The 26,874-nt window shown below is 42.7% G+C and carries 26 protein-coding genes; 8 read left to right on the forward strand and 18 right to left on the reverse strand.

Features of this window, described 5'->3' with window-relative positions; all coding sequences use genetic code 11:
* Nucleotides 1–12 precede the first annotated feature (12 nt).
* Together ACQKNS_RS25720 and ACQKNS_RS25725 are read left to right on the forward strand one after the other, a co-directional pair.
* Complete coding sequence (locus ACQKNS_RS25720; RefSeq protein WP_427646059.1) at nt 13–735, forward strand: GntR family transcriptional regulator; 723 nt, start codon at nt 13–15, stop codon at nt 733–735.
* Between the two features lie 63 nt (nt 736–798).
* Nucleotides 799–1,521: an SIS domain-containing protein gene (locus ACQKNS_RS25725; protein WP_427646060.1), complete on the forward strand. Its 723-nt coding sequence runs from the start codon at nt 799–801 to the stop codon at nt 1,519–1,521.
* 105 nt (nt 1,522–1,626) lie between these two features.
* On the opposite strand, the gene ACQKNS_RS25730 is transcribed toward ACQKNS_RS25725, so the two are convergent.
* The gene (locus tag ACQKNS_RS25730) at nt 1,627–4,743 is read right to left on the reverse strand and encodes an MMPL family transporter (RefSeq protein ID WP_427646061.1); all 3,117 of its coding nucleotides are present in this window, start codon (nt 4,741–4,743) and stop codon (nt 1,627–1,629) included.
* A complete protein-coding gene (locus tag ACQKNS_RS25735) occupies nt 4,744–5,208 on the reverse strand; it encodes a MarR family winged helix-turn-helix transcriptional regulator (RefSeq protein WP_427646062.1) in 465 nt (154 codons plus the stop codon).
* A gap of 169 nt (nt 5,209–5,377) precedes the next feature.
* Here ACQKNS_RS25735 and ACQKNS_RS25740 point away from each other — a divergent pair, with 169 nt between their 5' ends.
* Nucleotides 5,378–5,920: a YtxH domain-containing protein gene (locus tag ACQKNS_RS25740; protein WP_427646063.1), complete on the forward strand. Its 543-nt coding sequence runs from the start codon at nt 5,378–5,380 to the stop codon at nt 5,918–5,920.
* A 286-nt stretch (nt 5,921–6,206) separates the two neighbouring features.
* Here ACQKNS_RS25740 and ACQKNS_RS25745 read toward each other — a convergent pair whose 3' ends face one another.
* The 10 genes from ACQKNS_RS25745 to ACQKNS_RS25790 all read right to left on the reverse strand — a co-directional run bounded on the left by ACQKNS_RS25745 (nt 6,207) and on the right by ACQKNS_RS25790 (nt 17,662).
* Nucleotides 6,207–7,097, reverse strand: coding sequence for a foldase protein PrsA (locus ACQKNS_RS25745; protein ID WP_427646064.1), 891 nt, complete (start codon nt 7,095–7,097; stop codon nt 6,207–6,209).
* A gap of 371 nt (nt 7,098–7,468) precedes the next feature.
* Nucleotides 7,469–8,542, reverse strand: a complete 1,074-nt coding sequence (locus ACQKNS_RS25750) for an ABC transporter substrate-binding protein (RefSeq protein WP_427646065.1) — start codon at nt 8,540–8,542, stop codon at nt 7,469–7,471.
* Nucleotides 8,539–9,342, reverse strand: a complete 804-nt coding sequence (locus ACQKNS_RS25755; RefSeq protein ID WP_214787367.1) for an ABC transporter permease — start codon at nt 9,340–9,342, stop codon at nt 8,539–8,541. Before ACQKNS_RS25755 ends, ACQKNS_RS25750 begins: the two co-directional genes overlap by 4 nt.
* Before the next feature lies 1 nt (nt 9,343).
* Complete coding sequence (locus ACQKNS_RS25760; protein WP_427646066.1) at nt 9,344–10,147, reverse strand: ABC transporter permease; 804 nt, start codon at nt 10,145–10,147, stop codon at nt 9,344–9,346.
* A complete protein-coding gene (locus tag ACQKNS_RS25765) occupies nt 10,137–11,246 on the reverse strand; it encodes an ABC transporter ATP-binding protein (protein WP_427646067.1) in 1,110 nt (369 codons plus the stop codon). The genes ACQKNS_RS25760 and ACQKNS_RS25765 overlap by 11 nt, the downstream gene beginning before the upstream one ends.
* Before the next feature lie 61 nt (nt 11,247–11,307).
* Nucleotides 11,308–11,850, reverse strand: a complete 543-nt coding sequence (locus ACQKNS_RS25770) for a helix-turn-helix domain-containing protein (protein WP_427646068.1) — start codon at nt 11,848–11,850, stop codon at nt 11,308–11,310.
* Between the two features lie 398 nt (nt 11,851–12,248).
* Nucleotides 12,249–13,634 (reverse strand): protoporphyrinogen oxidase, encoded by a 1,386-nt coding sequence (locus ACQKNS_RS25775; RefSeq protein WP_427646069.1) that lies wholly within the window; start codon nt 13,632–13,634, stop codon nt 12,249–12,251.
* Nucleotides 13,635–13,855: 221 nt separating this feature from the next.
* A complete protein-coding gene (locus ACQKNS_RS25780; protein ID WP_427646070.1) occupies nt 13,856–14,323 on the reverse strand; it encodes a GNAT family N-acetyltransferase in 468 nt (155 codons plus the stop codon).
* A gap of 118 nt (nt 14,324–14,441) precedes the next feature.
* The gene (locus ACQKNS_RS25785; protein ID WP_427646071.1) at nt 14,442–16,475 is read right to left on the reverse strand and encodes a Na+/H+ antiporter; all 2,034 of its coding nucleotides are present in this window, start codon (nt 16,473–16,475) and stop codon (nt 14,442–14,444) included.
* A gap of 290 nt (nt 16,476–16,765) precedes the next feature.
* Nucleotides 16,766–17,662, reverse strand: coding sequence for a diacylglycerol/lipid kinase family protein (locus tag ACQKNS_RS25790; RefSeq protein ID WP_427646072.1), 897 nt, complete (start codon nt 17,660–17,662; stop codon nt 16,766–16,768).
* A gap of 506 nt (nt 17,663–18,168) precedes the next feature.
* On the opposite strand from ACQKNS_RS25790, the gene yhfH (ACQKNS_RS25795) reads away from it, so the two are divergent.
* Genes yhfH (ACQKNS_RS25795) through yhfH (ACQKNS_RS25815) form a run of 5 tightly spaced genes read left to right on the forward strand, consistent with a single transcriptional unit; the run spans nt 18,169 to nt 18,987 of the window.
* The gene (gene yhfH, locus ACQKNS_RS25795; RefSeq protein ID WP_427646073.1) at nt 18,169–18,303 is read left to right on the forward strand and encodes a protein YhfH; all 135 of its coding nucleotides are present in this window, start codon (nt 18,169–18,171) and stop codon (nt 18,301–18,303) included.
* A 43-nt stretch (nt 18,304–18,346) separates the two neighbouring features.
* The gene (yhfH, locus tag ACQKNS_RS25800; protein WP_098372156.1) at nt 18,347–18,484 is read left to right on the forward strand and encodes a protein YhfH; all 138 of its coding nucleotides are present in this window, start codon (nt 18,347–18,349) and stop codon (nt 18,482–18,484) included.
* Nucleotides 18,485–18,512: 28 nt separating this feature from the next.
* A complete protein-coding gene (gene yhfH, locus ACQKNS_RS25805) occupies nt 18,513–18,650 on the forward strand; it encodes a protein YhfH (protein WP_144529495.1) in 138 nt (45 codons plus the stop codon).
* A gap of 29 nt (nt 18,651–18,679) precedes the next feature.
* Nucleotides 18,680–18,817, forward strand: a complete 138-nt coding sequence (gene yhfH / locus ACQKNS_RS25810; RefSeq protein WP_427646074.1) for a protein YhfH — start codon at nt 18,680–18,682, stop codon at nt 18,815–18,817.
* Nucleotides 18,818–18,846: 29 nt separating this feature from the next.
* Nucleotides 18,847–18,987, forward strand: coding sequence for a protein YhfH (yhfH, locus tag ACQKNS_RS25815; protein ID WP_427646075.1), 141 nt, complete (start codon nt 18,847–18,849; stop codon nt 18,985–18,987).
* 107 nt (nt 18,988–19,094) lie between these two features.
* Here yhfH (ACQKNS_RS25815) and ACQKNS_RS25820 read toward each other — a convergent pair whose 3' ends face one another.
* From ACQKNS_RS25820 to ACQKNS_RS25845, 6 genes are all read right to left on the reverse strand, one after another.
* On the reverse strand, nt 19,095–20,729 hold the full coding sequence (locus ACQKNS_RS25820) for a PucR family transcriptional regulator (RefSeq protein ID WP_427646076.1): 1,635 nt from the start codon (nt 20,727–20,729) through the stop codon (nt 19,095–19,097).
* Between the two features lie 166 nt (nt 20,730–20,895).
* Nucleotides 20,896–21,111, reverse strand: coding sequence for a hypothetical protein (locus tag ACQKNS_RS25825; protein WP_098371753.1), 216 nt, complete (start codon nt 21,109–21,111; stop codon nt 20,896–20,898).
* Nucleotides 21,112–21,128: 17 nt separating this feature from the next.
* Nucleotides 21,129–22,604 carry an NCS1 family transporter gene (locus ACQKNS_RS25830; RefSeq protein WP_427646077.1) on the reverse strand — a complete coding sequence of 492 codons (1,476 nt, stop codon included), beginning with the start codon at nt 22,602–22,604 and terminating at the stop codon, nt 21,129–21,131.
* 42 nt (nt 22,605–22,646) lie between these two features.
* Nucleotides 22,647–24,065, reverse strand: coding sequence for a dihydropyrimidinase (gene hydA / locus ACQKNS_RS25835; RefSeq protein ID WP_427646078.1), 1,419 nt, complete (start codon nt 24,063–24,065; stop codon nt 22,647–22,649).
* 14 nt (nt 24,066–24,079) lie between these two features.
* Nucleotides 24,080–25,366, reverse strand: coding sequence for an NAD-dependent dihydropyrimidine dehydrogenase subunit PreA (gene preA / locus ACQKNS_RS25840; protein WP_427646079.1), 1,287 nt, complete (start codon nt 25,364–25,366; stop codon nt 24,080–24,082).
* A 26-nt stretch (nt 25,367–25,392) separates the two neighbouring features.
* Complete coding sequence (locus ACQKNS_RS25845; RefSeq protein ID WP_427646095.1) at nt 25,393–26,751, reverse strand: NAD(P)-dependent oxidoreductase; 1,359 nt, start codon at nt 26,749–26,751, stop codon at nt 25,393–25,395.
* Between the last annotated feature and the right edge of the window lie 123 nt (nt 26,752–26,874).

Consider the following 26,874-nt stretch of genomic DNA (forward strand, 5'->3'; position numbering starts at 1 on the left):
GAGCGAAAGTCGATGATTGATAAAAACTCACCTCTTCCGATTTATTTTCAAATCGAAGAACAAATAAAAAGACAAATTGAAAACGGTGAGTTCCAAGCGCACAATGCCCTTCCATCTGAACGTGAATATGCCGAGCAATTCCAAATTAGCCGGATGACCGTCCGGCAAGCCATAAATAATCTGGTGAATGACGGATACTTATACCGTCAAAAAGGAAGGGGAACCTTTGTCGCCGATAAAAAATTGGAGCAGCAGCTCAATGGGCTGACCAGCTTCACCGAGGACATGAAAGCCAGGGGATTAAATCCAAGCAGTAAGCTGCTGAGCTTTGAAATCATTCCGGCTGATAAGAAGATTTCCAGTGAATTGAACATCTCCCTTTATGCTCCAGTTTATGAAATAAAACGCATTCGGTTGGCTGATGATGTTCCAATGGCTCTCGAGACCGTGTACATGTCTGCCAATTTAATTAAAGGATTAACGGAAGAGATCATTAACCTCTCCCTTTACCAATATGTGGAGAATTACGTTAAACTTAAAATAGACTATGCTACACAAACGTTGGAATCATCGATTGCTTCTGAATTGGAAGTCACCCATTTAGCGATTCCAAAGCACTCACCCATATTATTCATTCAAAGGCATACGTTCCTAATGGATGGAACTCCCCTTGAATATGTTAAATCGGCATATCGTGCGGACAGGTATAAGTTCACAATCACTATAAGCAGATAAAATGGAATATTTTAAATCACTAAAGTCTTTTAATTGCCAAAGGTAATCGGAGGGTGTCGCTATATGAACTCATACTTTGAAGAAGTGCAGGCTTTACTCACAATTGTGGGAGAACAGGAAAAGCAATCAATTAAGGAATCCGTGGACCATATCTCAAAAGCGGTAATGTCGGATGGCATCATCCATCTATTCGGAAGCGGACACTCTCATATTTTGACCGAAGAGGTATTCTACCGGGCAGGTGGGTTGGCCGCAATTCGTCCTATTTTCGTTGAAGATTTGATGCTTTTTAAGGGAGCTTCAAGGGCATCCCAACTTGAACGGCAAAATGACCTGTCAAAGAAATTCATGGATGATGAGGATATCCGTCCTGGTGATGTCTGTATCGTCATTTCATCGTCCGGCGTAAATCCCGTTCCCATAGATGTCGCCACTATCGCAAAGGAAAAAGGGGCCTTCGTCATTGGACTAACATCACCGGAGTATGCAAAAAGTTGTCCTTCACGGCATAAACAGAAGCATTATCTTCACGATGTCGTTGATTTGGTCATAGACAATCATATTGCCAAAGGTGACACATTACTGAAATCAAATAATATATCTTTTGGTTCTGGATCGACCGTGATCGGGGCCGTTCTCCTCAATATGATTTTCACGCAAGTCATCCAGAAGATCATTGAATCAGGGGAGACCCCTCCCGTATTCCTGAGCAGCAATATCGAAGGGGCAGATGAACACAATCAAAAGATCATCGCGAAATATAAAAAAAGAATCCCGCAATTATGAATCGATATAGCCAAGGAATACATAAGCTTTTATGTTTATCGTGAAGCAGTCATATAAAAGAAGGCATCCATCCGGATGCCTTCTTTTATTCAATGGTTACTTCCTTTATTCCTTATTCTTCAAAAATGGCCACCAATTCGCATTTCCAAAAGTTGCAACCATGACAGGAATAAACAATGGCAAGATGACAAACGCATATAAAGCAAGCCCCACCAATATTAAAGTGGCTATCTCCAAGAGCGATAAAACTCCTGCAGGCATCATGGCAGCAAAGGTTCCACCCAGAATGACAGCCGCTGAGATGATCACCGTTCCCATTTTTCTCATGGACAGTAACATCGCTTCCTTGACCGGTTTATCTTTCCACTCGTTAAAGCGATCCATCAAGAAAATGCTATAGTCAATGCCAAGAGCAATCAAGATGACGAAAGCAAAGAAAGGAACTGCCCAGCCGATGCCGGCATAACCGAGAATATTAACAAAAATCAACTCTGTAATGGCTGCCGCTGTATAATAAGTCAAAACTAGCGACACAATCAAATAGACCGGCATGACCAGGGATCGCAGCATGAAAAAGAGAATGATTGCGATACCCGACAGCATCAAAACGACCGTCCTCGAGAAATCCTCCTCAGACATCATGCCCAAGTCATGATGCGTACTTGTGATTCCCCCTATCGCCACCTGCGCATTTTCAAGCTTTGTATCTTTCGTTACTCTTTCAACGGCTGCCTCGATCGAATCGATTTGCTCGATTGCTTCATTGGAATATGGATTCGCCTTGAATACCACATCCATGGTCATGATTTTACCATCTTCAGATAAATACGCGTTCAATGCTTCCCCGAATTCTTCGCTTTCCACTACTTCTTTGGGAATGTACATGCCTGTCACCGTTTTATCCGTTTTTGCAAGCCCTGATAAATAACCCTGTGCGGACGATAGTCCATCATGGACTTCATTCAGACCATCCGCACTTTCATTTAAGCCATCTGTCAAATCGGTAAGTTGCCCGCCGAGGCTTGAAAAGCCATTTAGGAGCTCTTGCTGCCCATTACTTAAGCTGGTAAGGCCTCCTTTAAATCCTGACAGGTTATTTATGACTTCCCCCTGACCATTGGCCATCGTGCTTAGGCCTTTTTGTAAAGTGTCAACACCTGAGATCAATTGGTTCAGGCCCTCACCAAGAGAGGTTTGACCCTTTACGATTTCTGCCATATTTTGATTCGCCGCATTCAAGCCTTCGGACACTGAACCAAGATTCCTATTGAGTTCGGAAAGGCCTGCTGCCATGGGCTCCAAGCCACCCTGTGCCCCTTGCACCGTTTGCTTGATCGTTTGATAGGACTGATCAGCCTGTAATTCTGGATGTGTGGCTTCCATTTGCTCAAAGGAAGGATTTAAACCAGCAAGGCTTTGCGATACGCCCGTAAGATTGGTTTGAATGTCTTTGTATCCCCCTGTGAGCTCACTTAACCCATTAGCTGATTGTTTATAGCCTTCGAGGAGCTGTCCGCTTCCGGCAGCGAGCTTCTCCAAGTTTGCCTTGACCTCAATCAGTCCGTTTTTTATGTCCCCAGTCCCCGAGGACCCATCGCGAATGCCTGCTTCAATGCTTGTTAACGCCTTCTCTACCTGACCTACGCCGCTCTTTAATTCATTGGTGCCGGATATGAGACCCCCTATTCCATCCGTCGCTTGCTTCAAGCGCGGTCCTGAATCGGAAAGCTCACTGCCAGCCGTCTTCAATCCATCACTGATTTGTTTAATGCCTTCATTTCCTTCCCCGATTCCCTTTTCCAAAGTTTCGGCTTGGTTCGCGACAAATAAGTCCTTAATGGGTTCACCTGCCGGACGGGTCATGGAACGAACTACTTCGACTTCATCCACCTTGACGACTTCCTGGCTGATTTTTTCAGCAAGTGCGACGTAATCCTCCGAATCCATGCGTTCGTCATTTTTTATGACAATCTGTGTTGGCATGGATTGGCCTGGCCCGAATTCATCGGAAATGATATTAAATGCCATGATGGAAGGAACATCATCACCCGCTTCTTCAAGGGAGTTATATGAAATCTTCCCATCATACATAAACAAAAAGGGAACACAGACGATTGCAACGATCATAAGCGCCAACAATGGGCGGTTCAAGGAGAAGTTACCAAAAATCCCCCATAGTTTACTTTCACTATGCTCAAGCTTCCCTTTTGCCGGCCAAAATAGCTTCTTGCCAAGAACCGCCATGAAAAATGGAACGATCGTATAAAGGGCGATCATTAAAATGAAAACCCCAATGGCAACGGCCGCCGCAGATTGATAGAGCTTAAAAGTAGAAAAACCGATTGCCGCAAAGCCAATCATTACGGTCAGCCCGCTGAAGAAGACAGTCTTGCCGGCAGTTCGGTATGTCTCCACGATCGCTTCAGGCAAGGACTCCTGTGACGATAGCTCCTCCTTGAAACGACTAAGAAGCAGGATGCAATAATCAGTCCCGATTCCAAATAAAATACCTACCAGGAATATTTGGGTGTAAGACGATATCGGAAAGTCCCATTTATCCACCAGGAATGAGACGATGGATTGTGAACATAAATACGTGAAACCGACTGTTACTAACGGAATGATCGGTGTCACCACTGAACGGAAGACGATCAGCAATACAGCCAGAATGAAGACAACCGTGATGCCTTCCGTTTTCTTCAGCCCCTCTTGGGAATTGGCATTAAGATCTTCATCGATCATCCAGCTGCTTGTGTAATAATGCTCGACATCCACTTGTTCCAACTCTTTATAAAGGGCATCGATCACATCCTTAGCTTCCCGGTCCCCCTTCACCATCGTGATGGAAGTCAAAACTGTTGATTCATTCTCCGAGACCAACTGACCTTTTAGCGAGGGCTCTTTAAAATGGGTCATGACCTCTTTGATTCCAAGCTCCGCTTTATTCTTTTCAAGCTTTTGGACCGCTATCTCAATCTCTTTCAATTCCGAGGAAGACAACTTCTTATCACCATGGAATACGAGGGCCACTTGTGACTCATCCTTATCCTGGATCTCTTTCATTAGCTCATTGGCCATCCCGGAGGAATACTCTGACGGTACATCCAGCTGTCCCTTATTCCGGACAAGTTCCGCCATGTTCGGTGCCGCAAACAATAATCCCGCTGTCATTGCAACCCAAACGATAATGACCAGCCATCTTCCCTTTATGATCCCCCTCATTTATATTTCCTCCCATTCCTCATTTTTCATTTGAATGAAAATTTGTGAAAGCTTCTCATATGTATCAAGGAATTTAACGATCTCTTCATAATCGAATTTCGTCATGATGCTCTCTACCAATTTATGAATCTTATTTTCCGTTTCCTGTAACAATGCTTCCCCCTCTTTGGAAAGCTTCAAGTGAAAGACCCTTCGGTCAACCAGGTCCTGTTCCCGTTCTATCAATCCTTTGCCTTCCAGCCTGTTGATGTTGGACGTGACGGCACTCTTATTAATATAAAAGGCATCACTGATATCCGTCGATGTACACAACCGCTGTTGTTGAATGAACCGTAAAGTATAATATTGTTCGTTCGTCAGCACATCACAAATCTGGTCTTTTATTAAAAGCTCACCCATTTTATTGACATAGAAGGAAACCTTCATATATCGATCAATCAATCCAGAAACTTTGTCATTCGTCATCGTTGCGCCTCCCAAAAAGTAGTTCAGTCATTTAACTATATGTAGATTACTATTGTTTTATTTATTATGTCAATCCCATGATAGTTTATTATTTCCAGTTTAATTCATGGTAAATAAGGGAAAACCCAAAGTAAGCAAACAATCTACTATTCTAAAGGAGGAACTATAAATGACTCAATCAACCATCGAAAATCAATCAACTATCGAAAATCAACAGAATAGCAAACTCTTAAAAGGGATTCTGATTGGGGGGCTTGTTGGCGGTGCGTTGACTTTGCTTGACTCCAATACAAGAAATAAAGTAAAGCGTTCAGCCGTCCTTTTAAAAGACAACTCCATGAATATGATTGAACAGGTCAAGGAAAATCCCGGCGAAATGAAGGAACAGATGGTATCAGGAGTCAAAGGGGCAACAGAGACGATTAAAGAGGCAATCAATGACGTCGAAACACTATATGAAACCGTTAATGAAGACGTGGTGGGTAAAGTATCCGAAGTAAAGGATATCTCCACTGATGCCCTTGGCACTGCTAAAGATGCAACAAGTGAATTGAAAGATATCAGTTCAAAAGTGGTCGTTGCCGGTAAACAGCTGAAAGAAACACCATCACAATCCTTGAATGCCAATAATGATAAAGGTGAAAAAGAGAGTGATGAAATCGTTAAAAAATCAGGATTAACCAATCAAAAATCCATTTCATCCAACTTCTAATATATAAAAAAGCTGAGGCATTATGCCTCAGCTTTTTTATCGCTTGTACAATTGGGATGTTGATTTCCGCTCAAGGCACTCACTTTCCGAAGGCGGCCGTGGAGCCTCCTCGCTTCCGCCTGTGGGGTCTCCCCTTGACACGCTTTTCCCGATGGAGTCTCGTCCTTCCTCTCCAATCAACTCTGTTATAACCTTTAGATAGACGTCTACAAACTGTGGGTCAATAGGTTCGGGTTCATTTTCCGGAACCCTTTTGTTTTTTCATATATCACTTCACTTGATAACCTTAGTTAGAACCCTCTAATTCATTCGTTATCTCATGGTCTTTTTTCACTTCAGCCAACCAAACTGGATATTCCTCTTGTAATTTTTCAGAGAGAAGCGTTTCTTTAATTACATCTTTACTGTCTTCTAAATTAGCCTTTTTTGCTTCCTTCTTACCGGTCACTTTTATGATATGGTACCCATAGTCGGTTTTGACTGGGTCACTGACTTTATTTATATCAAGATCAAAGGCGACATCTTCAAACTCTTCCACCATATCACCTTTCCCAAAATATCCTAGGCTTCCACCTTTATCAGCCGTTTGTGTATCAGTGGAATATTCAGCCGCCAATTTAGCGAAGTCACCGCCTTCTGCAATTTCCTTCGCAACTTTTTTAGCCGTTTTTTCGTCCTCGACTAAAATATGACTAGCTTCCACTTGTTCAGCTTGGTCAAATGTTTCTTTATTATCTTCAAAATACGTACTGATTTCATCGTCCGTCACGGTAATTCTCGGTTCGACCAATTTTTTCGTTTGCAGATAAACCACGATATCCTTTTTTAAGGCATCCATGGAAGAACCGCTTGCTTCCAATTGCTCTTTTAACGACTTTTCATCTCCATAGGACTCAGCCATGGTATCGATTTCTTTCTGGATTTCTTCATCCTTAATTTTAATTCCCGCTTTTTCCGCTTCCAATTCAACCAATTTATTCGTAATCAGCAGGTCTAAAGTGTCTGCTCCGTATCCAGCTACAAGCGCGTCATACAGCTCATCCTTATTGATTTTCTCGCCATCGATACTCGCCATTGTCTTATCCGTGGAGGATATCATCGCATATGCCATGATCCCGGCAATGATTAAAATGCTCCCTGCCCAAATATATGCCTTCGTGCTTCTTAATAGTTTCATGAATACTCTCCCTTAATTTTTCTATCATGATAGCTTGTAAATATTAATTAATCCTTAAGATTTTAGCCCAACCTTCAATACTAACCCATCATTATACTAACATACTTATATCCCTGCCGATATTTTAGAGTACTTCATCCTGCAACCAATTTACATGGATATTTGGTTGATCATTACAAAAAACGAAATGATACTGTTATATCAAGTTTTGATATAGGTAACAGGTGCAATTCGGCTTTTACTCGTGGATTTGGAGTGAATACTCGTGAATTTGGAGCAAATACTCGTAAGTTTCTGGCTTTACCCGTGAAACACAGAAACGAAAAAGCATGGTGTACGGAGGGACCTCCTGCACCATGCTTTTTTCTTTGTTATTTACGATGCATCTTGAATTCAAGGAAGAGTTCGTTGTAATGGGCCAAGTTTTTCTTCCCTAGGTTTTCGTACACTTCCAGTTTCTTTGTCAGTTCCGGTGATGGATAGAAACGTTCATCGTTCACCACTTCTTCGGGCATATATTTCAGTGCTGCTTTATTAGGTGTCGAGTAACTTACATATTCAGCATTCTGTGCCGCAACTTTCGGGTCCAGCATGAAGTTGATGAACTGGTGGGCCGCATCGACATTTTTGGTTGTTTTCGGTATGACCATATTATCAAACCATAAATTGGACCCCTCTTTTGGAACAACGTATTCGAGATCTTCATTTTCAGCCATGATTTCAGAAGCAACTCCCGACCAAACAAGGCCAATTGCCGCTTCCTGGGCTTCCAATAGCATGCGGCTTTCATCACCTACTATCGCTTTAACATTCGGGGTGAGGGCATCAAGTTTGGATTTTGCTTCTTGAAGGTGTTCTTCATCTATATCATTCAATGAATAATTCAAAGAGTTAAGACCCATGCCCATCACTTCCCTAGCCCCATCCGTCAAAAGGATTTCATTTTTTAAATCTTTATCCCATAAATCCGCCCACGCCGTTATTTCTTTACCACCGAGCATCTTGGAATTGTAAACAATTCCAACCGTTCCCCAGAAATAAGGAACGGAATATTTATTCTCCGGATCGAATGGCAGATCCATGAATCGCCCATCGATATTTTTCAAATTCGGAAGCTTGGAATGATCCAAGGGAATCAGCAAGTCTTCTTGCCTCATCTTATCGATCATATACTCAGACGGAATGGCAATATCATAAGTCGTACCGCCCTGTTCGATTTTAGTCATCATGGCCTCATTCGAATCGAATGTCTCATAAATAACCTTTATACCTGTTTCTTTTTCAAAACGTTCGATTAGATCCGTATCGATGTAATCGCCCCAATTATAGATGGTGAGCGTATTGCTGCTCGTAAAACCCTGCGATGAATTCAATCTTGAAATGGCATATAGCAGCAAAGCGGATACGAGGGAAATGATCAAAAACATTTGGACAAGCCTTTTCATCGTTTCCCCCCCATTCCCGTTTGCCTTACACGTTGAGTTATAAAGTAATATACGACAACCAACAGCAGTGTCACGACGAACAGCAGTGTAGATAGTGCATTGATATTCAATGAAATCCCACGGCGGGCCAATGAATAGATTTCCACAGATAGAGTTGAGAAGCCATTTCCGGTCACAAAGAACGTAACCGCAAAATCATCAAGTGAATAAGTCAATGCCATGAAAAACCCAGCAAAGATACCTGGTAAGATGTATGGAAGGATGACCTTCGTCAATACATCCCACCGGCTTGCCCCCAAATCCCGGGCCGCATCAATTAAAGTAGGGCTCATTTCCTGAAGTTTCGGAAGGACCAGCAACACTACGATCGGGATGCTGAAGGCGATATGCGACAACAGTACCGAGTAGAATCCAAGCTTGATCCCGGCCATTGTGAATAAAATCAGGAAGGAAGCACCGATGATCACATCGGGACTGACAATCAATACATTATTCAATGATAATACCGTATTCTTAGCTTTACTGCTCGTAAAGGACCGAATTCCAATCGCCCCCATCACCCCTATGATCGTTGAGATCAATGCAGATAATAAAGCGATCACAAGTGTATTCAGTACAATGATCAGCAGCCTTGTATCCTGGAACAGTTCCTTATACCACTCCATCGTGAACCCTTTAAAGTCATACATCGTTCCACCGCTGTTAAAAGAGTAAAAGACTAAAAAGAAAATCGGTGCATAGAGTATGAGAAAAATCAAAACGAGAAACGCTTTTGATGTTGGTGATAATTTATTGCCCAATTTACACACCCTGCTTTCGGTTACCCGTTACAAACATAATCAGGAACATTATAATAATCAAAAATACCGCAATTGTGGAACCCATTCCCCAGTCCTGTGTCACAAGGAAGTGCTGCTCGATTGCCGTACCAAGCGTTATGACGCGGTTACCGGCAATCAGTCTTGTAAGCATGAACAAAGAAAGTGCCGGGATGAAGACTACCTGGCAACCCGTCTTTACACCATCTAACGTCAATGGAAAAATGACACGGCGGAATGTCATCCAACGGGACGCCCCCAAGTCATTGGCCGCATCCACAAGGGTTGGATTCATTTTATCAAGCGCATTGAATATCGGTAAGATCATAAACGGGATGAAAATATAAACCGAAACGAATATGAAGCTGAAATCCGTGAAGAGAATCTGCTGCTTTCCGATTCCTACCGCTTCCAGAAAACCATTCGCCACACCATACGTGCCAAAAATACCAATGAAGGCATAAGCCTTCAAAAGTAAATTGATCCAGGAAGGAACGATGATCAGCAAAAGCCACAACTGCTTATGCTTTGTTTTCGTTAACAAATATGCGGTTGGGTATGCGACTAAAAGGGATATTCCCGTAATCAGGAAAGCATACCAAAACGAGCTTAATGTCATGGTTAAATATACTGGCGTAAAGAACTTTTGATAGTTAATCAATGATAGATTGCCTTCAATGTCAAAGAAGGAATAGTAAAGGATCAACAAAATGGGTGCTATCACGAATAAAGCAATCCATAAGACATAGGGGATGAAGTAAATATTCCGGGATATATTATTCTTCATGACTTTCCCCATCATGATACGCTTCCAGTCGTTTATCGAATTCTTCTTCCGTTTCACCCAATCGCATGACGTGAATCGATTCTGGATCGAAATAAAGACCTATTTCATCTCCAACTGCCACTTTTTTCGTTGATTGGACAAGCCATTCATTCCCATCATGGTCATAACAGCTGATTTCATAATGAACACCGCGAAATAGCTGGGAGTCCACCCGAACTTGCAGTTTCCCGCGATCCACGGAAGTAATCTCTAAATCTTCCGGGCGGATGACGATATCGACAGCTTCATTCCTGTTCAATCCTTGGTCGACACATTCGAACTGTCTTCCGACGAATTCCACGAGGTAATCTTCAATCATTTTTCCTTTGACAATATTAGACTCACCGATGAAATCGGCAACAAACCGATTCAGCGGTTCATCATAAATATCCGTAGGGGTCCCGCTTTGCTGAATTTTCCCTTTGTTAAGGACAAAAATCTCATCTGACATCGCTAATGCTTCCTCTTGGTCATGAGTGACGAATATAAACGTGATTCCAAGCCTCTGTTGCAGCTCCCGCAATTCATATTGCATTTCTGTACGCAATTTCAAATCGAGGGCAGATAGCGGTTCATCCAGAAGGATGACTTCAGGTTCATTGACAATCGCCCTGGCAATCGCTACCCGTTGACGCTGACCGCCGGACATTTCCCTTATCTCCCGTTTTTCATACCCCTCCAGATTAACAAAGCTGAGGGCTTCCTTCACCTTGATTTCCACTTCCGAATTCTTCATTTTTTTAATCCGCAGACCAAATGCTACATTTTCAAACACATTTAAATGCGGAAAAAGTGCATAATCCTGAAATACCGTATTCACTTGCCTTTTATTGGCTGGCACATCATTGATTTTTTTTCCTTCGAAGTATATATCACCTTTGGAGGCTTCCGTAAATCCGGCAATCAAGCGAAGGATCGTGGTCTTCCCACATCCGGAAGGACCCAAAAGCGTATAGAACTTCCCTCTCTCGATTTCAAAACTAACATTATCGAGAACTACCGTATCATCATCAAATTGCTTCGTAACCTGATCGAAGCGTATTATATTCCCGTTTGCCATAGCTTCTTCCCTCTCTCCATTACCTTACTCATCAATCTTCAACGATTGCATTTCTTTTGGTCTATAAGTATGATTCCGTCACCACGAGTAATAACTCTGACGGACCTTCAAAATCATTGATGATTTGATGTTCATCTGAAGCATGAAAATAAATCGATTCCCCCGCCTTGACGAAATACGTATGTGTACCAAGCTTTACAATGACTCTTCCGCTTAATACATAACCGAATGTTTCCGACAGGGATGGTTCAAACTGTTTGAACTCCCCTTTTTCCTGGAGAATCAATCGAATAGGTTCCATTTCCTTTTCATTCGATTCAGGCACGAGCCACTGGATTTGATACCCTCGCTCTTCATCGATGAAAAATGTTTGTGCTGCCTCTTCATAAACCACTTTTTGGACTTGATCCTCTTCATCGAAGAACTGCTTCGGCTTGCAGCCGAGTACTTCTAAAATATTGAAAAGAGTTTCAATTGAAGGGGAACTAAGATCCCTTTCCAACTGTGAAATATATCCTTTGCTTAAATCCGTTCTTTCCCCCAATTCTTCCTGGGTCAATCCTTTTTTCAAGCGAAGGTTCTTTATTTTTTTTCCAATTTGCATCCCATTACCCTCAATCGGTTTACTTATAGTAAACCCACAGTAGATAAAGTTTTATATAAGTAAACTTTCAGTTTAATTTTACGAATATCATTATACAGGAAATGCTGGAAACTTCAAACGGAATTTCCAGTCATGCAAAAAAAGGACTGCCACAGGGCAGTCCTTTCTGATTTACTATTGAAAATGAGGCAAAGCATATCTGGTGCTGCAATCCTGCCTCTTATAAAATCGCTAAAATTTAAAACAAAGTTGATAGGAACGGAAGGTACGAGGCTCCTGCGGGAAAAGGGGTGCCGGGAGCGGAAATCAACGTTCCATGTTACAAACACTCAAAAAAACAGATGATATTTTCCCTCGAGTCTGTCATAGTCTGAGACCGCCACCCGGCAGTCCCCCTTTTACAACTTCTCACATATCTCTTGCGCTTTCTTTTCCCCATCAGCAATACAGTCCGGTATTCCGACACCATTGTATGAACAGCCCGCAAGTAAAACATTCGGATAATTATCGGAGATTTTCGCCTCCAGTGATTGAACGATTTGAGGATGTTTAATATGGTAGTTCGGCATATCCTCATGCCATTTCGTCACTTCACTCGTAATTGGATTTCCGGAAATGCTTAGACTGTTTTTAATGTCGCGCAAAGCCACCTGGATCAATTCCTGGTTTGTAAGGGACCGTAAGCGTTCATAGTCCGGATTAGAGCTTTTATAAAAAAGCCTTACCAAAAGCTGACTGTTTTCAGAAGTATGCTCCCATTTCCGGCTTGTCCATGTACATGCATTACAAATCAAATCACTATTATCTCCTGCAATGAAACCTGTCCCATCTTTAGGAAGCATGCTGTCCGGGATATCGAATCCAAGATAAATGCTAATCATCGAACTATTGATCAAGCCGTCGAAGTCCTCATCCAACTCCCGATCACCCAATAATTTTTGGGCAACTGTATGCGGTGTACTCAATACGATGAAGTCCGTTTCCAGCGTTTCACCGTTTGCCAATGAAAGGACATACCCTTCATCTTCCCTCCCAATTTTATTCACACTGACCCCTTTTAAAATTTCCACCAAATCGAGGCTTTCCTCCATTCGATCAACCAATGTTGATAAGCCATTTTTAAACGAAAGGAACTTCTTATTGCCCTTGCTTTGGTACTTTTGCTTATTTTCCGATAGACCGCGTATTATACTGCCATATTCATTTTTATACTCCAGCATCTCTGGCAGTGTTTTCGCAATGGTCAATTCATTTAATTTTCCTGAGTAAACTCCCGAAAGGACAGGTGCTATCTGCTTTTGCACCAATTCCTTGCCTAAGAAGCTTTCAAGAAATAAACCCATTGAGTCATTCTTTGTAAATGTCTCATTTTTTGTATAAAAATCCTTTAAGGCGTCAACCTTTCCTTGGGCGGAAACCAGATCGCTTTTCGCCAGCGACTCCAGGCTCATTGGTATCCCGAATAGGGCATCTTCGGGGATTCCCTTCAGCATCCCATCTGTATGGATGAATGATTTTCCCGTCGCATTATAGACAACTTGATCCTCTAGGTTCAATTCCTTAATAAACGGTTTTATATTTTGTTTCCTGGCGACAATCGAATCGGCACCCGCTTCAATTTTAAATGGACCATTGTGCACGGTCCTTATTTTACCCCCTAGTTCCTCATTACTTTCTATTAATATCAATCGAACGGAGAGACTGTTCTCTTTAACTGTTTTTTGTAAATAATACATGGTTGATAAACCGGTTATGCCCCCACCTACGACTACGACTGTTTTCATTAGGACTACACCTCGATTAACGAATTTTGCATTAAGTAAAGTGTACCATAAGGCTGCGGGATTATTAAAAGCGGCCCATCTAATTCATTGGTTTCTTAATGAAACCTGTAACAAATTCGACAAAAAAAGACCTCTCCTCTTGGAAAAGTCTAGATCAAACAATTTCGTTCCTTATTTCATATTCTTTTTCATCGTATCTTATCGATACTCCATTATCTCCATCAACCGCTTCTGCCTTCTTTTTGAATCCCTGTATCCTGATACCCCAATTTCGCATATAGGGATTTTGCAATCACGTTCATGACATCCACTGCCAGAATGATCGAATCCTTGTTTGGAAAAATCCCTTTTGCGAATTCCGGAAGCATTTGCAAGGCTTTGTTCGCAACCCCTTTACCTTGATGCTTTTGATCAACAAGAAATCCACGGAGCAATATCGCTTTCTTATCGTTGGTGAAAGGGGTGATGTTCTCGCCAATGTGTAAAACGAAAAAACCAACTGGGATACCCTCAGCCAATATTACGATAGGATGCCTGTCACAATCTTCCCGGCAATATTTCAGTGGCTCTTCGGGCAGACCTGAAAAAGAGGTTTGTGTATCCGGTAAATCAAACCGGGAAAGCCGGTGAAGATGTTCCGGTAAATAAGGCGTCAAGATGATGGTCTCGTTTTCCTTGTCCTGTTTCATTAAGCAAACCTTCTATCATCAATTATTGGACACATTAATCATTCGATGACCCGTCCAATAACCCCTTCTCAAACCGCAAGGAGCACTGCCGGATGGATCGGCAGCGCTCCTTAGTTAATCAATGTGTATTTTCATTGATTGTCAGTGCTTCCCGTAAATTGATCTGCTGGCGGAGTATGTTGGCAACATCTCGGGTAATTTCCCGTTTTTCAAACATATCCTGCACTTCGTCCCGTTCTGCCTGGATTGCTTTATAAAACAGCTCTCTTTCATAATCGGCCATTTTACTCGGGGTCCGGCCTCTATTTTCACGTTTGCATTTTAAGATCAGCACTTTATACTCATCTATGATCATCGAGGATGTCTTATGATTATCGGCTGTAATTCCGGCTTGTATCTCTTGGATGGCAGCTTTATACATCCTGATTTTAAGATCCCTGACCCTTTCCAATCTCTCAAGATTAATTTTTCTTATTTCTTTTTTATTAGGGAAAAATAATTTTAAAACCCTCAGCATGCTTCTTCTGAAAAGCGTTACTGACCTGAAAAAACGGAACTTCAGACGATTTGTTACGGCACTTTCCATACGCTGGATGTATTCCTTGCATATATACGCCGTCTCCCGGTCCACTTTTTCATCCTTAATGAGCTTATCCAGGAATCTTTGCTCTGCTTCAAGGGCCTTGAAACGAAGATCCTTCTCTTCTTCCCTTAATGCAGCCGGTTCTTTCTCCTGCTCTACATAGGACAATTCATTGATCTTGGTACAGTACCTCGAAATGATCGATAAAGCAGCTTCCCGGTTTTCTTCTGTCATTTGGGACTCAATCACCCGAATGGCCGCTTGATGTGAGTGAATGGCAGCAGCTTTCGTTTTGTCAGCCTGCTTGTCCACCACTTCCTCTTCTTCGGCTCGTGCCACGATTGGCAGGAATACACTCGCAACAATCAAGGTCAGCAAAATGACTCCTGCTGCAATGAAGATGATTAACGAACGCTCAGGAAAAGGACTTCCATCCGCCAATACATACGGAATCGAAAACGAACCCGCTAACGTTACAGCTCCGCGAACACCGGAAATGGTAATGATTCCGGCCGCTTTGAAGTCCGGTTTTTGGGCGCCTGCTTTTTTCGTCATCCAGCCAATCGACCAGGCAGCCGTAAGCCAAACGAAGCGTAAAGCGAAAAGGAAAAGTGTAATGATCACGATATAAAGGATCACTTGTCCATTATTGAAGGCTGGATCTTGAAAGATCGTCTTCGCAACGCTTGGGATTTGCAAGCCAAGCAATACGAATACAAGGCCGTTCAAAATATATAAAATGACGGACCATGTACTTCTTGAAACGACCTGAAGTTCCACAGTTGGTGATATTTCCCGATCCCGTTCAATGGCATGGACAATTCCCCCAGCCACGACCGCTAAAATCCCGGAAAGGTGGAAATGTTCCACAGCGAGGAAAATAATGAAAGGAGTTAGGATTTGGATCAGCATATGCATCGTGACGTCCTCCATCCCTAAACGGCGAAGAAATACACGAAGCCTGATAATGATGAAAGCAAGTAATGCTCCACCTACAAATCCACCAATTGCAATCCATATGAAACTGAAGGTTGCATCGACTAAGGAGAAAACACCAGTGACTGTAGCCGCAACGGCAAACTTAAAGGCAACCAGACCTGAGGCATCATTCATTAGCCCTTCTCCTTCGAGAAGGTGCATGATGCTCTTCGGTAACTTGACCCGACTCGCCAAAGCGCTTACTGCCACAACATCCGTAGGTGACAAAATGGCCGCCAAAGCGAAGGCTGCCGGCAATGGAATCGAAGGGATCATCCAATTAATTAAATACCCGCCTGCCCAAACCGTTATGAATACAAGGCCCAGCGCAAGCATTAGAATGGGTGCTCTCAACTTCCATAATGCTGTTCGGGGTACATTTTTGCCATCATTGAATAATAGGGGCGCGATGAATAACAGCAAAAACAATTCCGTTTCCATCTCAACATGCATGCCCAGGGGTAAAAGTGCCAATATGACACCCAGTGTTATCTGTATTAATGGTACAGGTATAAAGGGTATAAAATGGTTAATTACATTAGACACTCCAATCAATATAAGAAGGGCTAATATAACAAGAAAAAACTCCATACAAACATCAAACTTCCTCTCTCATCTATTCTCATACCTATAAGCGTAACATATTTATACCCATTCATTCATACATTAACTATTCTAACCTAGAATCCTCCTGAATAATGATACCTGTTAGAATATCATGAAGATCAAGGTGATTGGACGTTTATAAACCAACTCCATCAACAAACCTCGGTACGCATTAAACAGGGAAAAGCTGATTGGCTAACCATAATCAGCTTTTCCCGCATGATGAATGTATATGGTCTTTGTGAGAAGGCATCCCACATAAGCTGGGACTAAAATTACTTAGTTAATCCCCCCGGGACAAAGAGACGAAGATGTTTGTGCAGTACATTTGCCTGGAAAGGAAGAAGGATGCCTTCATCGCCATCGATGTTGACTGCCAGTTCCTCTGGTGTGGCTAAATGGAGCCTGGATGTTTTAATATATTCAACTTCCTCATGCCCTTTGATCTCCCCCTTAATTAAACTGGGAATGATCTTGACGATGAGAGGAAGAGACAAATCCTTAATGATGAATGTGTGCAGCTTTCCATCATTCACTTCCGCCTCTGGTGCAAGCTGTTCGAATCCGCCGACAGAGTTTGTCATTGTTGCAATTAGCAAATGTGCATCGCCCATCCACTTTCCCTGATCATGTTCAACCGTTAAAGGGAACGGAGTCTTTTTAATGATCGCTTTTGCTCCTTCAATGAAATATGCAAAAGAACCCAGACGGGTTTTTTGTTCTACGGTAACATTATAGGTAGCCTCGGCAATCGCTCCTACTGCCAGCACATTCATGAAGTAACGGTCATTGATCTTCCCTATGTCCGATTCCTTAATATGCATATCCTTTAATATCTCAATGGCTGCATTGGGATTCAGGGGTATTCCCAAAGATCTCGCGAAATCATTAATGGTTCCTAGTGGAATGATTCCGAAAATAGGCCGATGTTGCTGTTCACCCAAGCCATTCACTATCTCATTCACCGTTCCATCCCCACCCATGGAAATGACAGCATCGAACCTTTCTGCACAGGCCTCCATAGCAAAATCCGTAGCATCCCCTTCTCCCTCCGTTTTACAAACGCGTACCTCATCATACATTTCACCAAGTGCCTTTTCCGCTTTCGGCAAAATCTTTCCTGCCTTTTCCTTACCTGAAGATGGATTGATGATAATCATCGCTTTCGACATAGGCTACCTCCCATTAATGTACTTCTACTAGCAAGTTACCTCTTTACTGTTGTACTAAAACCACACGGACATTTTTTCTGATTGTTAAATAAGCATTTCCCTCAGCAACTTACAAATAATCGCTGCCACTTAACCGTCATGTTAAAACAAGATCTTATGTGTTACATAGGCTGTGAAACAGGCATTCACCGATCACTGAACATCCCTGTTCCACATCTGTTACATTAATACCTATCTCAACCATAGAAAAATGCCTGTCCCCGTCGCTCCCCTCTTTGTTTTTTCCTTTCATAAAATCAATATTTCTTCCATCCCCTACTGGCCGTAAAGAAAAATACAAAAATAAATAGATGCTAAATCCCTTTCCCATAAGGGTTTCACACTGCACGCGAAAAAAATTTCAAATTTTCTGTAAAATACCTATACATTTTCCAAATTCGGGTATATACTGTATTATAACAACAAGCAAATACCAAAAACTGTACTACAAAGAGGAGGAGCGAGACATGCAAGCAAATCAATCAGAGTTATTCATAATCGATTTATTTAAACATTGCCCGGAATGTGGTGAAACACATGTGGACCACTCAGATTCCTATCTGATGGAATGCGATCGCTGCCTTTCCAAACGTGAAGAATAAAACGGTCGGAAAAAATATCTAACATTAAAAAGGAGGAAATACCATGCAAATGAAAAAATCCATTGAGTTTTTCAACAATATCCCTGCTAAACATTGCCCCGAGTGCGGTGACCATATTATTGAGCACGCAGAGTCCTACTTAATGGAATGTGACCGCTGCCTTTCCAAACGCGAAGACTGAGTAACCAAATCAAAAAGGGGGAACCACCATGCAAACTATAAATCCATTGGAATTCTTCAGGACACTGCCGCCTAAACAATGTTCAGAGTGCGGAACACATATCACTGAACAAGCCGAATCCTACTTAATGGAATGTGACTACTGCCTTTCCAAACGCGAAGACTGAGTAAACCAAATCAAAAAGGAGGAATCATCATGCAAACTAAAAACCCATTGGAATTCTTCAGGAATCTGCCGCCTAAACAATGTTCGGAGTGCGGGACCCATATCACGGAACAAGCTGAATCTTACTTAATGGAATGTGACCACTGCCTTTCGAAACACGAAGAATAAATTAAACCAAATCATAAGGAGGAATCATCATGCAAACCAAAAACCCATTGGAATTTTTCAGGAATCTGCCGCCTAAACAATGTTCGGAATGCGGGACCCATATCACGGAACAAGCTGAATCCTACCTCTTGGAATGTGACCGCTGCCTTTCCAAAAAAGATGAATATTAATAAAAGATGCTGACATCAAGAAGCTATATAGGCCAATTTGATGTCAGCATTATTTCCTTGCATTCAAAAAAGGATGTCCCCGGGACACCCTTCAGCCGTACTTATTTTTATCTCCCGATATATTTGTCTACATATTTTCCGCTTATCTGCCTGCTGCTGTATTGTAAGAAGTCCAATGCAAAAATCATGAATTCAAGGGCTAGACGCTTATCTGAACGCATAAAATCGGAACCTAGCAGTTTCTCCAATTTTTCAAGCCTATGATATAGCGTTTGCCGGACAATGAATAATTGTTTCGATGTTTCCTGTTTGGAACCGTTGCAAGCAAGATAGGTCTTCAAGGTAGGCATTAATTCACCATTATTTTGCATGTCATATTCAATGACCGGGCCTAAATATTCGTACACCGTTTCCTCCAGATTACCATGTTTATTTATGAGCGAAATCATGCGATGCATATGTAAGTCCTGATAAAAGAAGCTCCTGTTATCCTCTGGTAATGTATCCTGAAGCAGCAAAGTCTCACGTGCCGTTTCATAACTTTTATAAATCTCACTTAACCTTTGAACATACTTTCCAAACCCAATGGAAAGCAGACCCATGCGATTACGCCCACTTACATCCATTTTCATGATTCGATCGACTGCGCTTGTAATCCTTGATTTCCAATCTTCAGATGAACGATTGTCACCTAAAATAAACACGAGATGCTGATGCATTTCCATGGTAAATATCTGAAAGCCGTGTTGTTCGAAAACTGTTCTAAACATTATCTTAAAATAAGTTCCATCTAATTTTGTGGAACTTTTATTATATTTTGGTTGTTGTTTGCAAATGCAAACAATTCCGCCATCCAACTGCATTTTTGGATCAATATAGGAAAGCCTCTCCCGGATTGCTTCGTCACTATATTCTCCTTCAATCCAATTTGTAAGCCATTTACTTTCTTCCGACATTTTCTTTTCTTCTATATATAACTCCCTTAATAGATGCTGTGCCAATGCGGTAGCCGTTCGATCCAAGATCAGTGAATCAAAGTCAGTCAACTCTCTGTCGTTGCTGCAAATGAACAGTTCCGCATAATTTTCACCGAGTACTTGAATCGGCTGTCCAAGAACGGTTTTATCCAATTTCCGCTTTTCTTCGTATATGTCCGCTACCATTTGAAAGGTTATTTTTTTCTTGGTTTTTGGAATGCTGGCTATATCATTTTCATTAAAGATAAGAATAACCTGTACATTTAAATAGCTGTGGAGAAATTTTAGAATTGGTTCATAATGGTCGATTTCGAGGAGATTTTTATTTAACTGCTGGGAGTAGTTTTCTAAGTTGGATATCATCTGATATTGTTTATTGATGATAAGGGAATGAATATCCTGGGTGATTTCTACGAAAGGGACTTCTTCATGAAATAGGATGATAGGGAATTGCCGTTCATTTGCGAGATCAATGGCACATTGCGGCACGGCCATGGTGTCGGCGCCAACCTCTATACAGAGTCCAGCTGCATCGCATTCAATTAACTGTTTTAAGTAGGATAGAAATGTGTCATCGCAATCTTTCCACCCTAAACCGGTAGTCAGGATCAGTTCATTCCCATTTAACAAATGGCTGATTTGGGTGACTTCCATACAGTGTACCCACTTCACTTGACGCTTTATCCCACCGCTACCTGCAATTATATCCGTCAGATTAAAATGCTTGCGTGTTAGAATTTCTTCGATTGTAATCGATGTATTCATCCGTCCACATCCTTTTATAAAACTGCTTTAAAATCTATTATAAACGGACAACCCTTAAATCTCCACACACTTGTTAGAAAATCTAACGTCAAAATTCTACAAAAAACTCGAACAAGAACAAGAAAAAGGACCCATTCTTGAGGAATAGGCCCGGTCCATAACCATTTCAATTCAATTTTTTCACAAGCAAAGTAGAGAAGTATTTCCTTCCTTCCGGGGTTTTGATGTTCAATTGCTTCCATTCCTGTTTCGTTCCTTCAATCAGTTCAAAATCGAGAAAAGCTCCACTTAAACTTTCGGAAACCCGGGTGATCCGATATCCTCTTTCAAGTAAAAAATCGATTTGTTCCCTTTCTAAGCGATACTCTTGATATTCGGACATTTACATTCCCCCCTTTTTCATACGTTCTCCTTGCCCGTTGAAGCCGGAAGAACCATCTCTTCCTCAAGTTCTCCGATTTTCCAATCCCTCCCAACGGAAATTCCCAAATATTTCTCATCGCTGGGATCAATGATTTCAGCTTGTTCATACTGCTTGAACCACCAATACTTAGCCAATATATAATAACTTGCACCGCCGAGAAGCAAGCCAATGATAAACGAATAATTTGAAAAAACCGTGGCACCGATTCCTCCAATCACCCAAGAAATGATTCCTGCCCAATTCACTCCATTCAAATATTTATATTGGCCTTCACTCTCATAGAGTTCATGTACATTCACTCTCCGTTTACGGAGGAAATAATAATCCGCTACAAGGATGCCGACAATGGATGCCAGGATTCCACCTATTATTAATAAAACTTCTATTATGATGCCGAACAGGTTCCATGGCTGAACCACTATCCCAATAACCCCCGCCACAACGACTCCCGCCCAAAATGGCATTTTAGGACCCATGACATTGGAGAAAATGGTAGCCGCGGGAATGACATTGGCCGTAGTATTCGTCGACCATTGAGCGAATACGATCATGATTAAAAGGACACCGAGAGCAATTCCACTTGCTGATCCCTGTATGGCAACGACAGGATCATAATTGGAAACAGCCATATAAGAAACCGCCCCGATAATCACCATGAATGTCTGCGTGATGGGATAGGTGATAATATTCCCAATTATTTGCCCCTTATTGCGCTTGAACCAATTTTTTTCATTTTTTGGTGCTTTTATATAGCGGGAAAGCGTGGGCATATCTGCAGTCAATGTGCCCCAAAATCCCATATTAGCCATGATGACGACCACGAAAGCCGTGGCGGCAGCCCCGCCAGTAACCGGACTTTCAATCCAGGACCAAACATCTCTTCCTTGGGCCACCGCTTGATCGGATAGAGTGAAATACATCCAGCCAGAAATTAAAATGATAACGGGCGCCGCCAAGTCTGCGAATCGTTCTATCGACTTTATTCCCATTGCCGTGTTGACTAATTGTAAAAGGGCAAAAATGAGGAAGCATATAAACCAATTATCAAAGTCAAAAAGGGTTGTGAAGATAGCGTTCATTGCAGTGGCTCCAAAGTAAGTATTGAGACCGAACCAGCATGACGCAACAAAACCTCGTACAACCGAAGGGATGTGGGTGCCAATCGTACCGAACGGCGCCCTCATATAGACAGGGAATGATATCCCATGTTCAACACCAATATCCCCTGTCATTGTCATCAAAAAGCCGAGAACCACACAGGCAATGACCGTTGCAAGAACGACCCAGCCTAAGGATAAACTTTGAACACCGTTCCCACCGATTGCGAAGGCGGCCAAAACTACAGCCATGCCCACCCAAATGAAACCAAATCCGGCTGCACTTATATTTTTCTCACTATGAGGTATAGGCAGCAAATCGGGAGACTTTAAATAATCTTTCTTCTCACTCATAGAAAATCCCCCTAAATTAATTTGCAAGATTCCTTTCCGAAGTTAGACTGGAAGCTTTTTCCCGGCATCCGGCTTCAGCGCCGCATTATATTTTGCCCGTTTCAGGAATTGCCCTTTTCCAGCTTCGCCTACAAATTGTTTGTCTTTAATGACGAATTGACCTCTCGATAAAACGGAAACCGGTTCACCTGTAATTTCCATCCCTTCAAACGCATTATAATCCACAGCCATGTGATGGGTATCTGCAGAAATGGTCCTTGCAACTTTCGGGTCAAAAATGACAATATCCGCATCGGAACCAACTGCAATCGTTCCTTTCTTAGGGAATAATCCAAAAAGTTTGGCAGCACATGTAGAGGTCATGTCGACGAATTGATTCAAGGTAATACGCTCTTTCGTGACCCCTTCAGAAAAGAGGATGCTCATGCGGTCCTCAATCGTTGGGCCACCGTTCGGTATTTTCGTGAAATCTTCACGTCCAAGATCCTTTTGCCCCTTAAAATCAAAAGAGCATTGATCGGAGCCGATCGTTTGCAGCTGTCCCGTTTTCAAAGCATTCCATAGCACTTCCTGATTTTTCTTCTCCCTTAACGGCGGGGACCATACATACTTAGATCCTTCGAAATGGGGCTTTTCTAGATAAGACTGGTCAAGAACCAAATATTGCGGACAAGTCTCCCCCCAAATATCCACCCCTTTATTTCTTGCCTCAGTGATCTTTTCAACAGCATCTTCACAGGTGACATGAACAACATAGAGCTGGCCGTTTGCCATTTCCGTCAGTTTAGCTGCACGTCCAGTCGCTTCCCCTTCAAGCTCTGGAGGCCTTGTCAGTGCATGGTAAATTGGATCGGTGTTACCTTCAGCAAGCGCCTGCTTTGTAAGATAATCGATGACATCACCATTTTCAGCGTGAACCATGACAAGCGCGCCAAGTTCCTTTGCTTGCAACAAAGTGCGGTATAGCGTGGCATCATCAGCTTGAAAAACATTCTTGTAAGCCATGAACACCTTAAAGGACGAAATTCCTTCATTATCGATGATACTTGGCAACTCAGCCAATACATCATCATTAATCTCACTGATCATTAAATGAAAACCATAATCTATGGCCGCTTTTTCATTGGCCTTTTCATGCCATGTTTCAATCGCTTTCTTTAATGGCACCCCTTTTTCAGTCAGGCAAAAGTCGATGATCGTTGTCGTGCCTCCATATGCAGCAGCAATCGTCCCCGTTTCATAATCATCCTTTGTCGTTGTCCCTCCAAACGGCATATCGAGATGGGTATGCGGATCAATGCCCCCCGGAAAAATATAAGCGCCTTTTGCATCAATGATTTCAGCCCCCTCAGCCGGCAGATCCTTGCCAATCATTGCAATCTTCTCATTTTCAATCAATATATCCGCCTGATACGTATCTGCAGCGGTTGCAATCGTTCCATTTTTAATGAGTTTCTTCATCCTCGATCCCTCCATCATTTTACGAAATCAACACTTTCACTGCTTATGCCCCCAAGGAATGACTGACGCTCATTCCATGTCATTGGCGGTAATTCATTGGTCAATTCGATCATATCGATTGCCCCATCGACCGGGCAGACGATCGAGCAAAGGTTACAGCCTACGCAATCCTCTTCACGCACTCTCAAGAAGGAGGTGCCTGACGTGTCCTTTAACATATCTATACATTGATGAGATGTATCTTCACACGCAATATGGCATTTATTGCAGTTAATGCACACATCATTATTAATGCGCGCAACGACCTTATAATTGAGATCTAAATTCCCCCAGTCGGAATAGCGCGGAACGGACTTACCGACAATATCCATCACAGAGGAAATCCCTTTTTCATCAAGGTAATTGGACAGACCATCAATCAAGTCATCTACTATTCTAAAACCGTGATGCATGGCAGCCGTACAGATTTGCACTCCAGTAGAACCCATCAACAAAAACTCCACCGTATCCTGCCAATTTGAAATGCCTCCTATTCCGGAAATGGGAACATTGATCATTTTATTCCTTGCACACTCAGCCACCATATTCAAAGCAATCGGCTTTACGGCGGGACCGCAATACCCTCCGTGAGCCCCCTTGCCGCCTACATGGGGAATCGTATTCCATGAATGGATGTCCACTCCCGCCAAGCTGTTGATCGTATTGATCATGCTTATTGCGTCCGCACCGCCGCGCACCGCCGCTTCAGCAGTAACCGTAATGTCGGTTATATTGGGTGTAAGCTTGACGATGACGGGTTTGGATGCAGCTTCCTTCACCCAGTATGTTTGCTTTTCCACAAGCTCGGGAACCTGTCCCGAAGCTGCTCCCATCCCACGCTCCGCCATACCGTGCGGGCAACCAAAGTTCAACTCGTAACCATCGACCCCTACATCTTCTATTCGCTTGATGATTTCATGCCATTTTTCCTGTTGTGGCTCCACCATCACCGATGCAATGATCGCATGATCGGGGAACCTCTTCTTCGTTTCATATATTTCTTTCAGATTCACCTCAAGAGGACGATCCGTAATCAATTCTATATTGTTGAACCCGGCAACTCTCTGTCCATTAAAACCGACCGCCGCAAAACGTGATGAGACATTCAGGATGGGTTCACCCAATGTCTTCCAAACAGCTCCGCCCCAGCCAGCTTCAAATGCGCGCTGGACTTGATAACCCGAATTGGTAGGTGGTGCAGAAGCAAGCCAAAAAGGATTGGGGGATTTAATACCTGCTAGATCAATTGATAAATCAGCCATGATAAGCCTCCTAATTTTCATAGTTATTAAGCAATATCCACCGCTTCACCCATCAAAATCGAGTCAATTTCATAGGCTGTCTTCTTCCCTTGCTGGGCAGCTGAAACAACCATTGCCTCTCCTTGGCCTTTTCCGAAGATCACGTCACCGCACGCAAAGATCTTTTCATTCGATGTCCTGTAGGAATCACCCTCCAATATTACGACACCATCATCATGTTGAATGCCGAACTGTTCAATCAATCCTACATACCTGGATTGGCCAATGGCACGAATGACCCCATCGACCGGAATGACGAACTCCGATCCGGAAATTTGGACTGGACGGCGCCGGCCATCTTCGCCCGCCTCGCTAAGCACCATCTTCACACACTCGATGCCCGTAACCTGACCGCTTTCATCCGAGAGTATCCTTGAGGGGGCAGTCAGCCAGTGAAAACCGACACCTTCTTGTTTGGCAAACTCATATTCAAAGTCATAGGCTGTCATTTCCTTTTGGGTACGGCGATAAATAATGCTCACCTGTTCGGCGCCAAGGCGTACAGAACAGGTCGCGGCATCGATAGCAGTGTTTCCAGCCCCTATAACCGCCATCTTCTTTCCAACGAATTTATCAGTGATTGCCCCTGTTTTCGTAGCCTTTACGAAATCGATTGCATCATAAACCTCAGCCAAACCCTCCCCTTCAATTCCTAGCTTAGGAACATCGGACATGCCGATCGCTAAAATGACCGCATCATAATCGGCAGTCAGCTGATTTGCAGAAACATCCACCCCGACCCGGGTATTCGTTTTAATTTCAACATCCAAACTCTTTACTTGTTCAACTTCCCAATAAGAAATGCTCTGAGGTAAACGGAACGATACAATTCCGTAAGTATTTAATCCGCCTGGATTCTTTTCAGCTTCGAAAATGGTCACACTGTAGCCAAGCAAGGCTAACTCCCTTGCCGCAGACAACCCCGCCGGACCGCTTCCTACAATGGCAACTTTTTTGCCATTCTTCTTTCCGGCTTTGAATAGGTCTTGTTTATTTTGGATGGCCCAATCTGTGGAATAACGCTGGAGATTGCCAATCATGATTGGCTTTGTGGAATGGTTCAGGACACATGCCCCCTCACATAGCTCCTCAGTCGGACATACCCGCGCACAGCTGGCACCGACAGGATTGGCTGTCATGATGGTCTTGGCCGACCCTTTAAAATTACCTGAGGCTATCTTCTTAATAAAACCTGGAATATCTATTCCGGTCGGACAGGCTTGGATGCATGGGGCATCATAGCAGTATAAACATCGATTCGATTCTTCCAAAGCTTCCCTTGGGGATAACCCCCTCTCCGCTTCCTGAAAGTTAATCTCCAGATCACCTTTTAACGGGCTCGTCATACTCATCCACTATTTCTCCTTCCAAACATTTATTTTTGAAAAATAAAAAGGGAGGAATTGCACGCATTTTTCTCTACTGTCCTCATATTTAAACGATTGAAAGTATTGCCAACATGGTTATCA

The organism is Peribacillus sp. NPDC094092 (assembly GCF_050279365.1).
Classification (GTDB): domain Bacteria; phylum Bacillota; class Bacilli; order Bacillales; family DSM-1321; genus Peribacillus.

What these genes read in the sequence shown, in the direction of transcription:
- ACQKNS_RS25720 (WP_427646059.1), top strand. Translation starts at nt 13, where the DNA reads ATGATTGATAAAAACTCACCTCTTCCGATTTATTTTCAAATCGAAGAA.
- ACQKNS_RS25725 (WP_427646060.1), top strand. Translation starts at nt 799, where the DNA reads ATGAACTCATACTTTGAAGAAGTGCAGGCTTTACTCACAATTGTGGGA.
- ACQKNS_RS25730 (WP_427646061.1), bottom strand. Translation starts at nt 4,743, where the DNA reads ATGAGGGGGATCATAAAGGGAAGATGGCTGGTCATTATCGTTTGGGTT.
- ACQKNS_RS25735 (WP_427646062.1), bottom strand. Translation starts at nt 5,208, where the DNA reads ATGACGAATGACAAAGTTTCTGGATTGATTGATCGATATATGAAGGTT.
- ACQKNS_RS25740 (WP_427646063.1), top strand. Translation starts at nt 5,378, where the DNA reads ATGACTCAATCAACCATCGAAAATCAATCAACTATCGAAAATCAACAG.
- ACQKNS_RS25745 (WP_427646064.1), bottom strand. Translation starts at nt 7,097, where the DNA reads ATGAAACTATTAAGAAGCACGAAGGCATATATTTGGGCAGGGAGCATT.
- ACQKNS_RS25750 (WP_427646065.1), bottom strand. Translation starts at nt 8,542, where the DNA reads ATGAAAAGGCTTGTCCAAATGTTTTTGATCATTTCCCTCGTATCCGCT.
- ACQKNS_RS25760 (WP_427646066.1), bottom strand. Translation starts at nt 10,147, where the DNA reads ATGAAGAATAATATATCCCGGAATATTTACTTCATCCCCTATGTCTTA.
- ACQKNS_RS25765 (WP_427646067.1), bottom strand. Translation starts at nt 11,246, where the DNA reads ATGGCAAACGGGAATATAATACGCTTCGATCAGGTTACGAAGCAATTT.
- ACQKNS_RS25770 (WP_427646068.1), bottom strand. Translation starts at nt 11,850, where the DNA reads ATGCAAATTGGAAAAAAAATAAAGAACCTTCGCTTGAAAAAAGGATTG.
- ACQKNS_RS25775 (WP_427646069.1), bottom strand. Translation starts at nt 13,634, where the DNA reads ATGAAAACAGTCGTAGTCGTAGGTGGGGGCATAACCGGTTTATCAACC.
- ACQKNS_RS25780 (WP_427646070.1), bottom strand. Translation starts at nt 14,323, where the DNA reads ATGAAACAGGACAAGGAAAACGAGACCATCATCTTGACGCCTTATTTA.
- ACQKNS_RS25785 (WP_427646071.1), bottom strand. Translation starts at nt 16,475, where the DNA reads ATGGAGTTTTTTCTTGTTATATTAGCCCTTCTTATATTGATTGGAGTG.
- ACQKNS_RS25790 (WP_427646072.1), bottom strand. Translation starts at nt 17,662, where the DNA reads ATGTCGAAAGCGATGATTATCATCAATCCATCTTCAGGTAAGGAAAAG.
- yhfH (WP_427646073.1), top strand. Translation starts at nt 18,169, where the DNA reads ATGCAAGCAAATCAATCAGAGTTATTCATAATCGATTTATTTAAACAT.
- yhfH (WP_098372156.1), top strand. Translation starts at nt 18,347, where the DNA reads ATGCAAATGAAAAAATCCATTGAGTTTTTCAACAATATCCCTGCTAAA.
- yhfH (WP_144529495.1), top strand. Translation starts at nt 18,513, where the DNA reads ATGCAAACTATAAATCCATTGGAATTCTTCAGGACACTGCCGCCTAAA.
- yhfH (WP_427646074.1), top strand. Translation starts at nt 18,680, where the DNA reads ATGCAAACTAAAAACCCATTGGAATTCTTCAGGAATCTGCCGCCTAAA.
- yhfH (WP_427646075.1), top strand. Translation starts at nt 18,847, where the DNA reads ATGCAAACCAAAAACCCATTGGAATTTTTCAGGAATCTGCCGCCTAAA.
- ACQKNS_RS25820 (WP_427646076.1), bottom strand. Translation starts at nt 20,729, where the DNA reads ATGAATACATCGATTACAATCGAAGAAATTCTAACACGCAAGCATTTT.
- ACQKNS_RS25825 (WP_098371753.1), bottom strand. Translation starts at nt 21,111, where the DNA reads ATGTCCGAATATCAAGAGTATCGCTTAGAAAGGGAACAAATCGATTTT.
- ACQKNS_RS25830 (WP_427646077.1), bottom strand. Translation starts at nt 22,604, where the DNA reads ATGAGTGAGAAGAAAGATTATTTAAAGTCTCCCGATTTGCTGCCTATA.
- hydA (WP_427646078.1), bottom strand. Translation starts at nt 24,065, where the DNA reads ATGAAGAAACTCATTAAAAATGGAACGATTGCAACCGCTGCAGATACG.
- preA (WP_427646079.1), bottom strand. Translation starts at nt 25,366, where the DNA reads ATGGCTGATTTATCAATTGATCTAGCAGGTATTAAATCCCCCAATCCT.
- ACQKNS_RS25845 (WP_427646095.1), bottom strand. Translation starts at nt 26,751, where the DNA reads ATGACGAGCCCGTTAAAAGGTGATCTGGAGATTAACTTTCAGGAAGCG.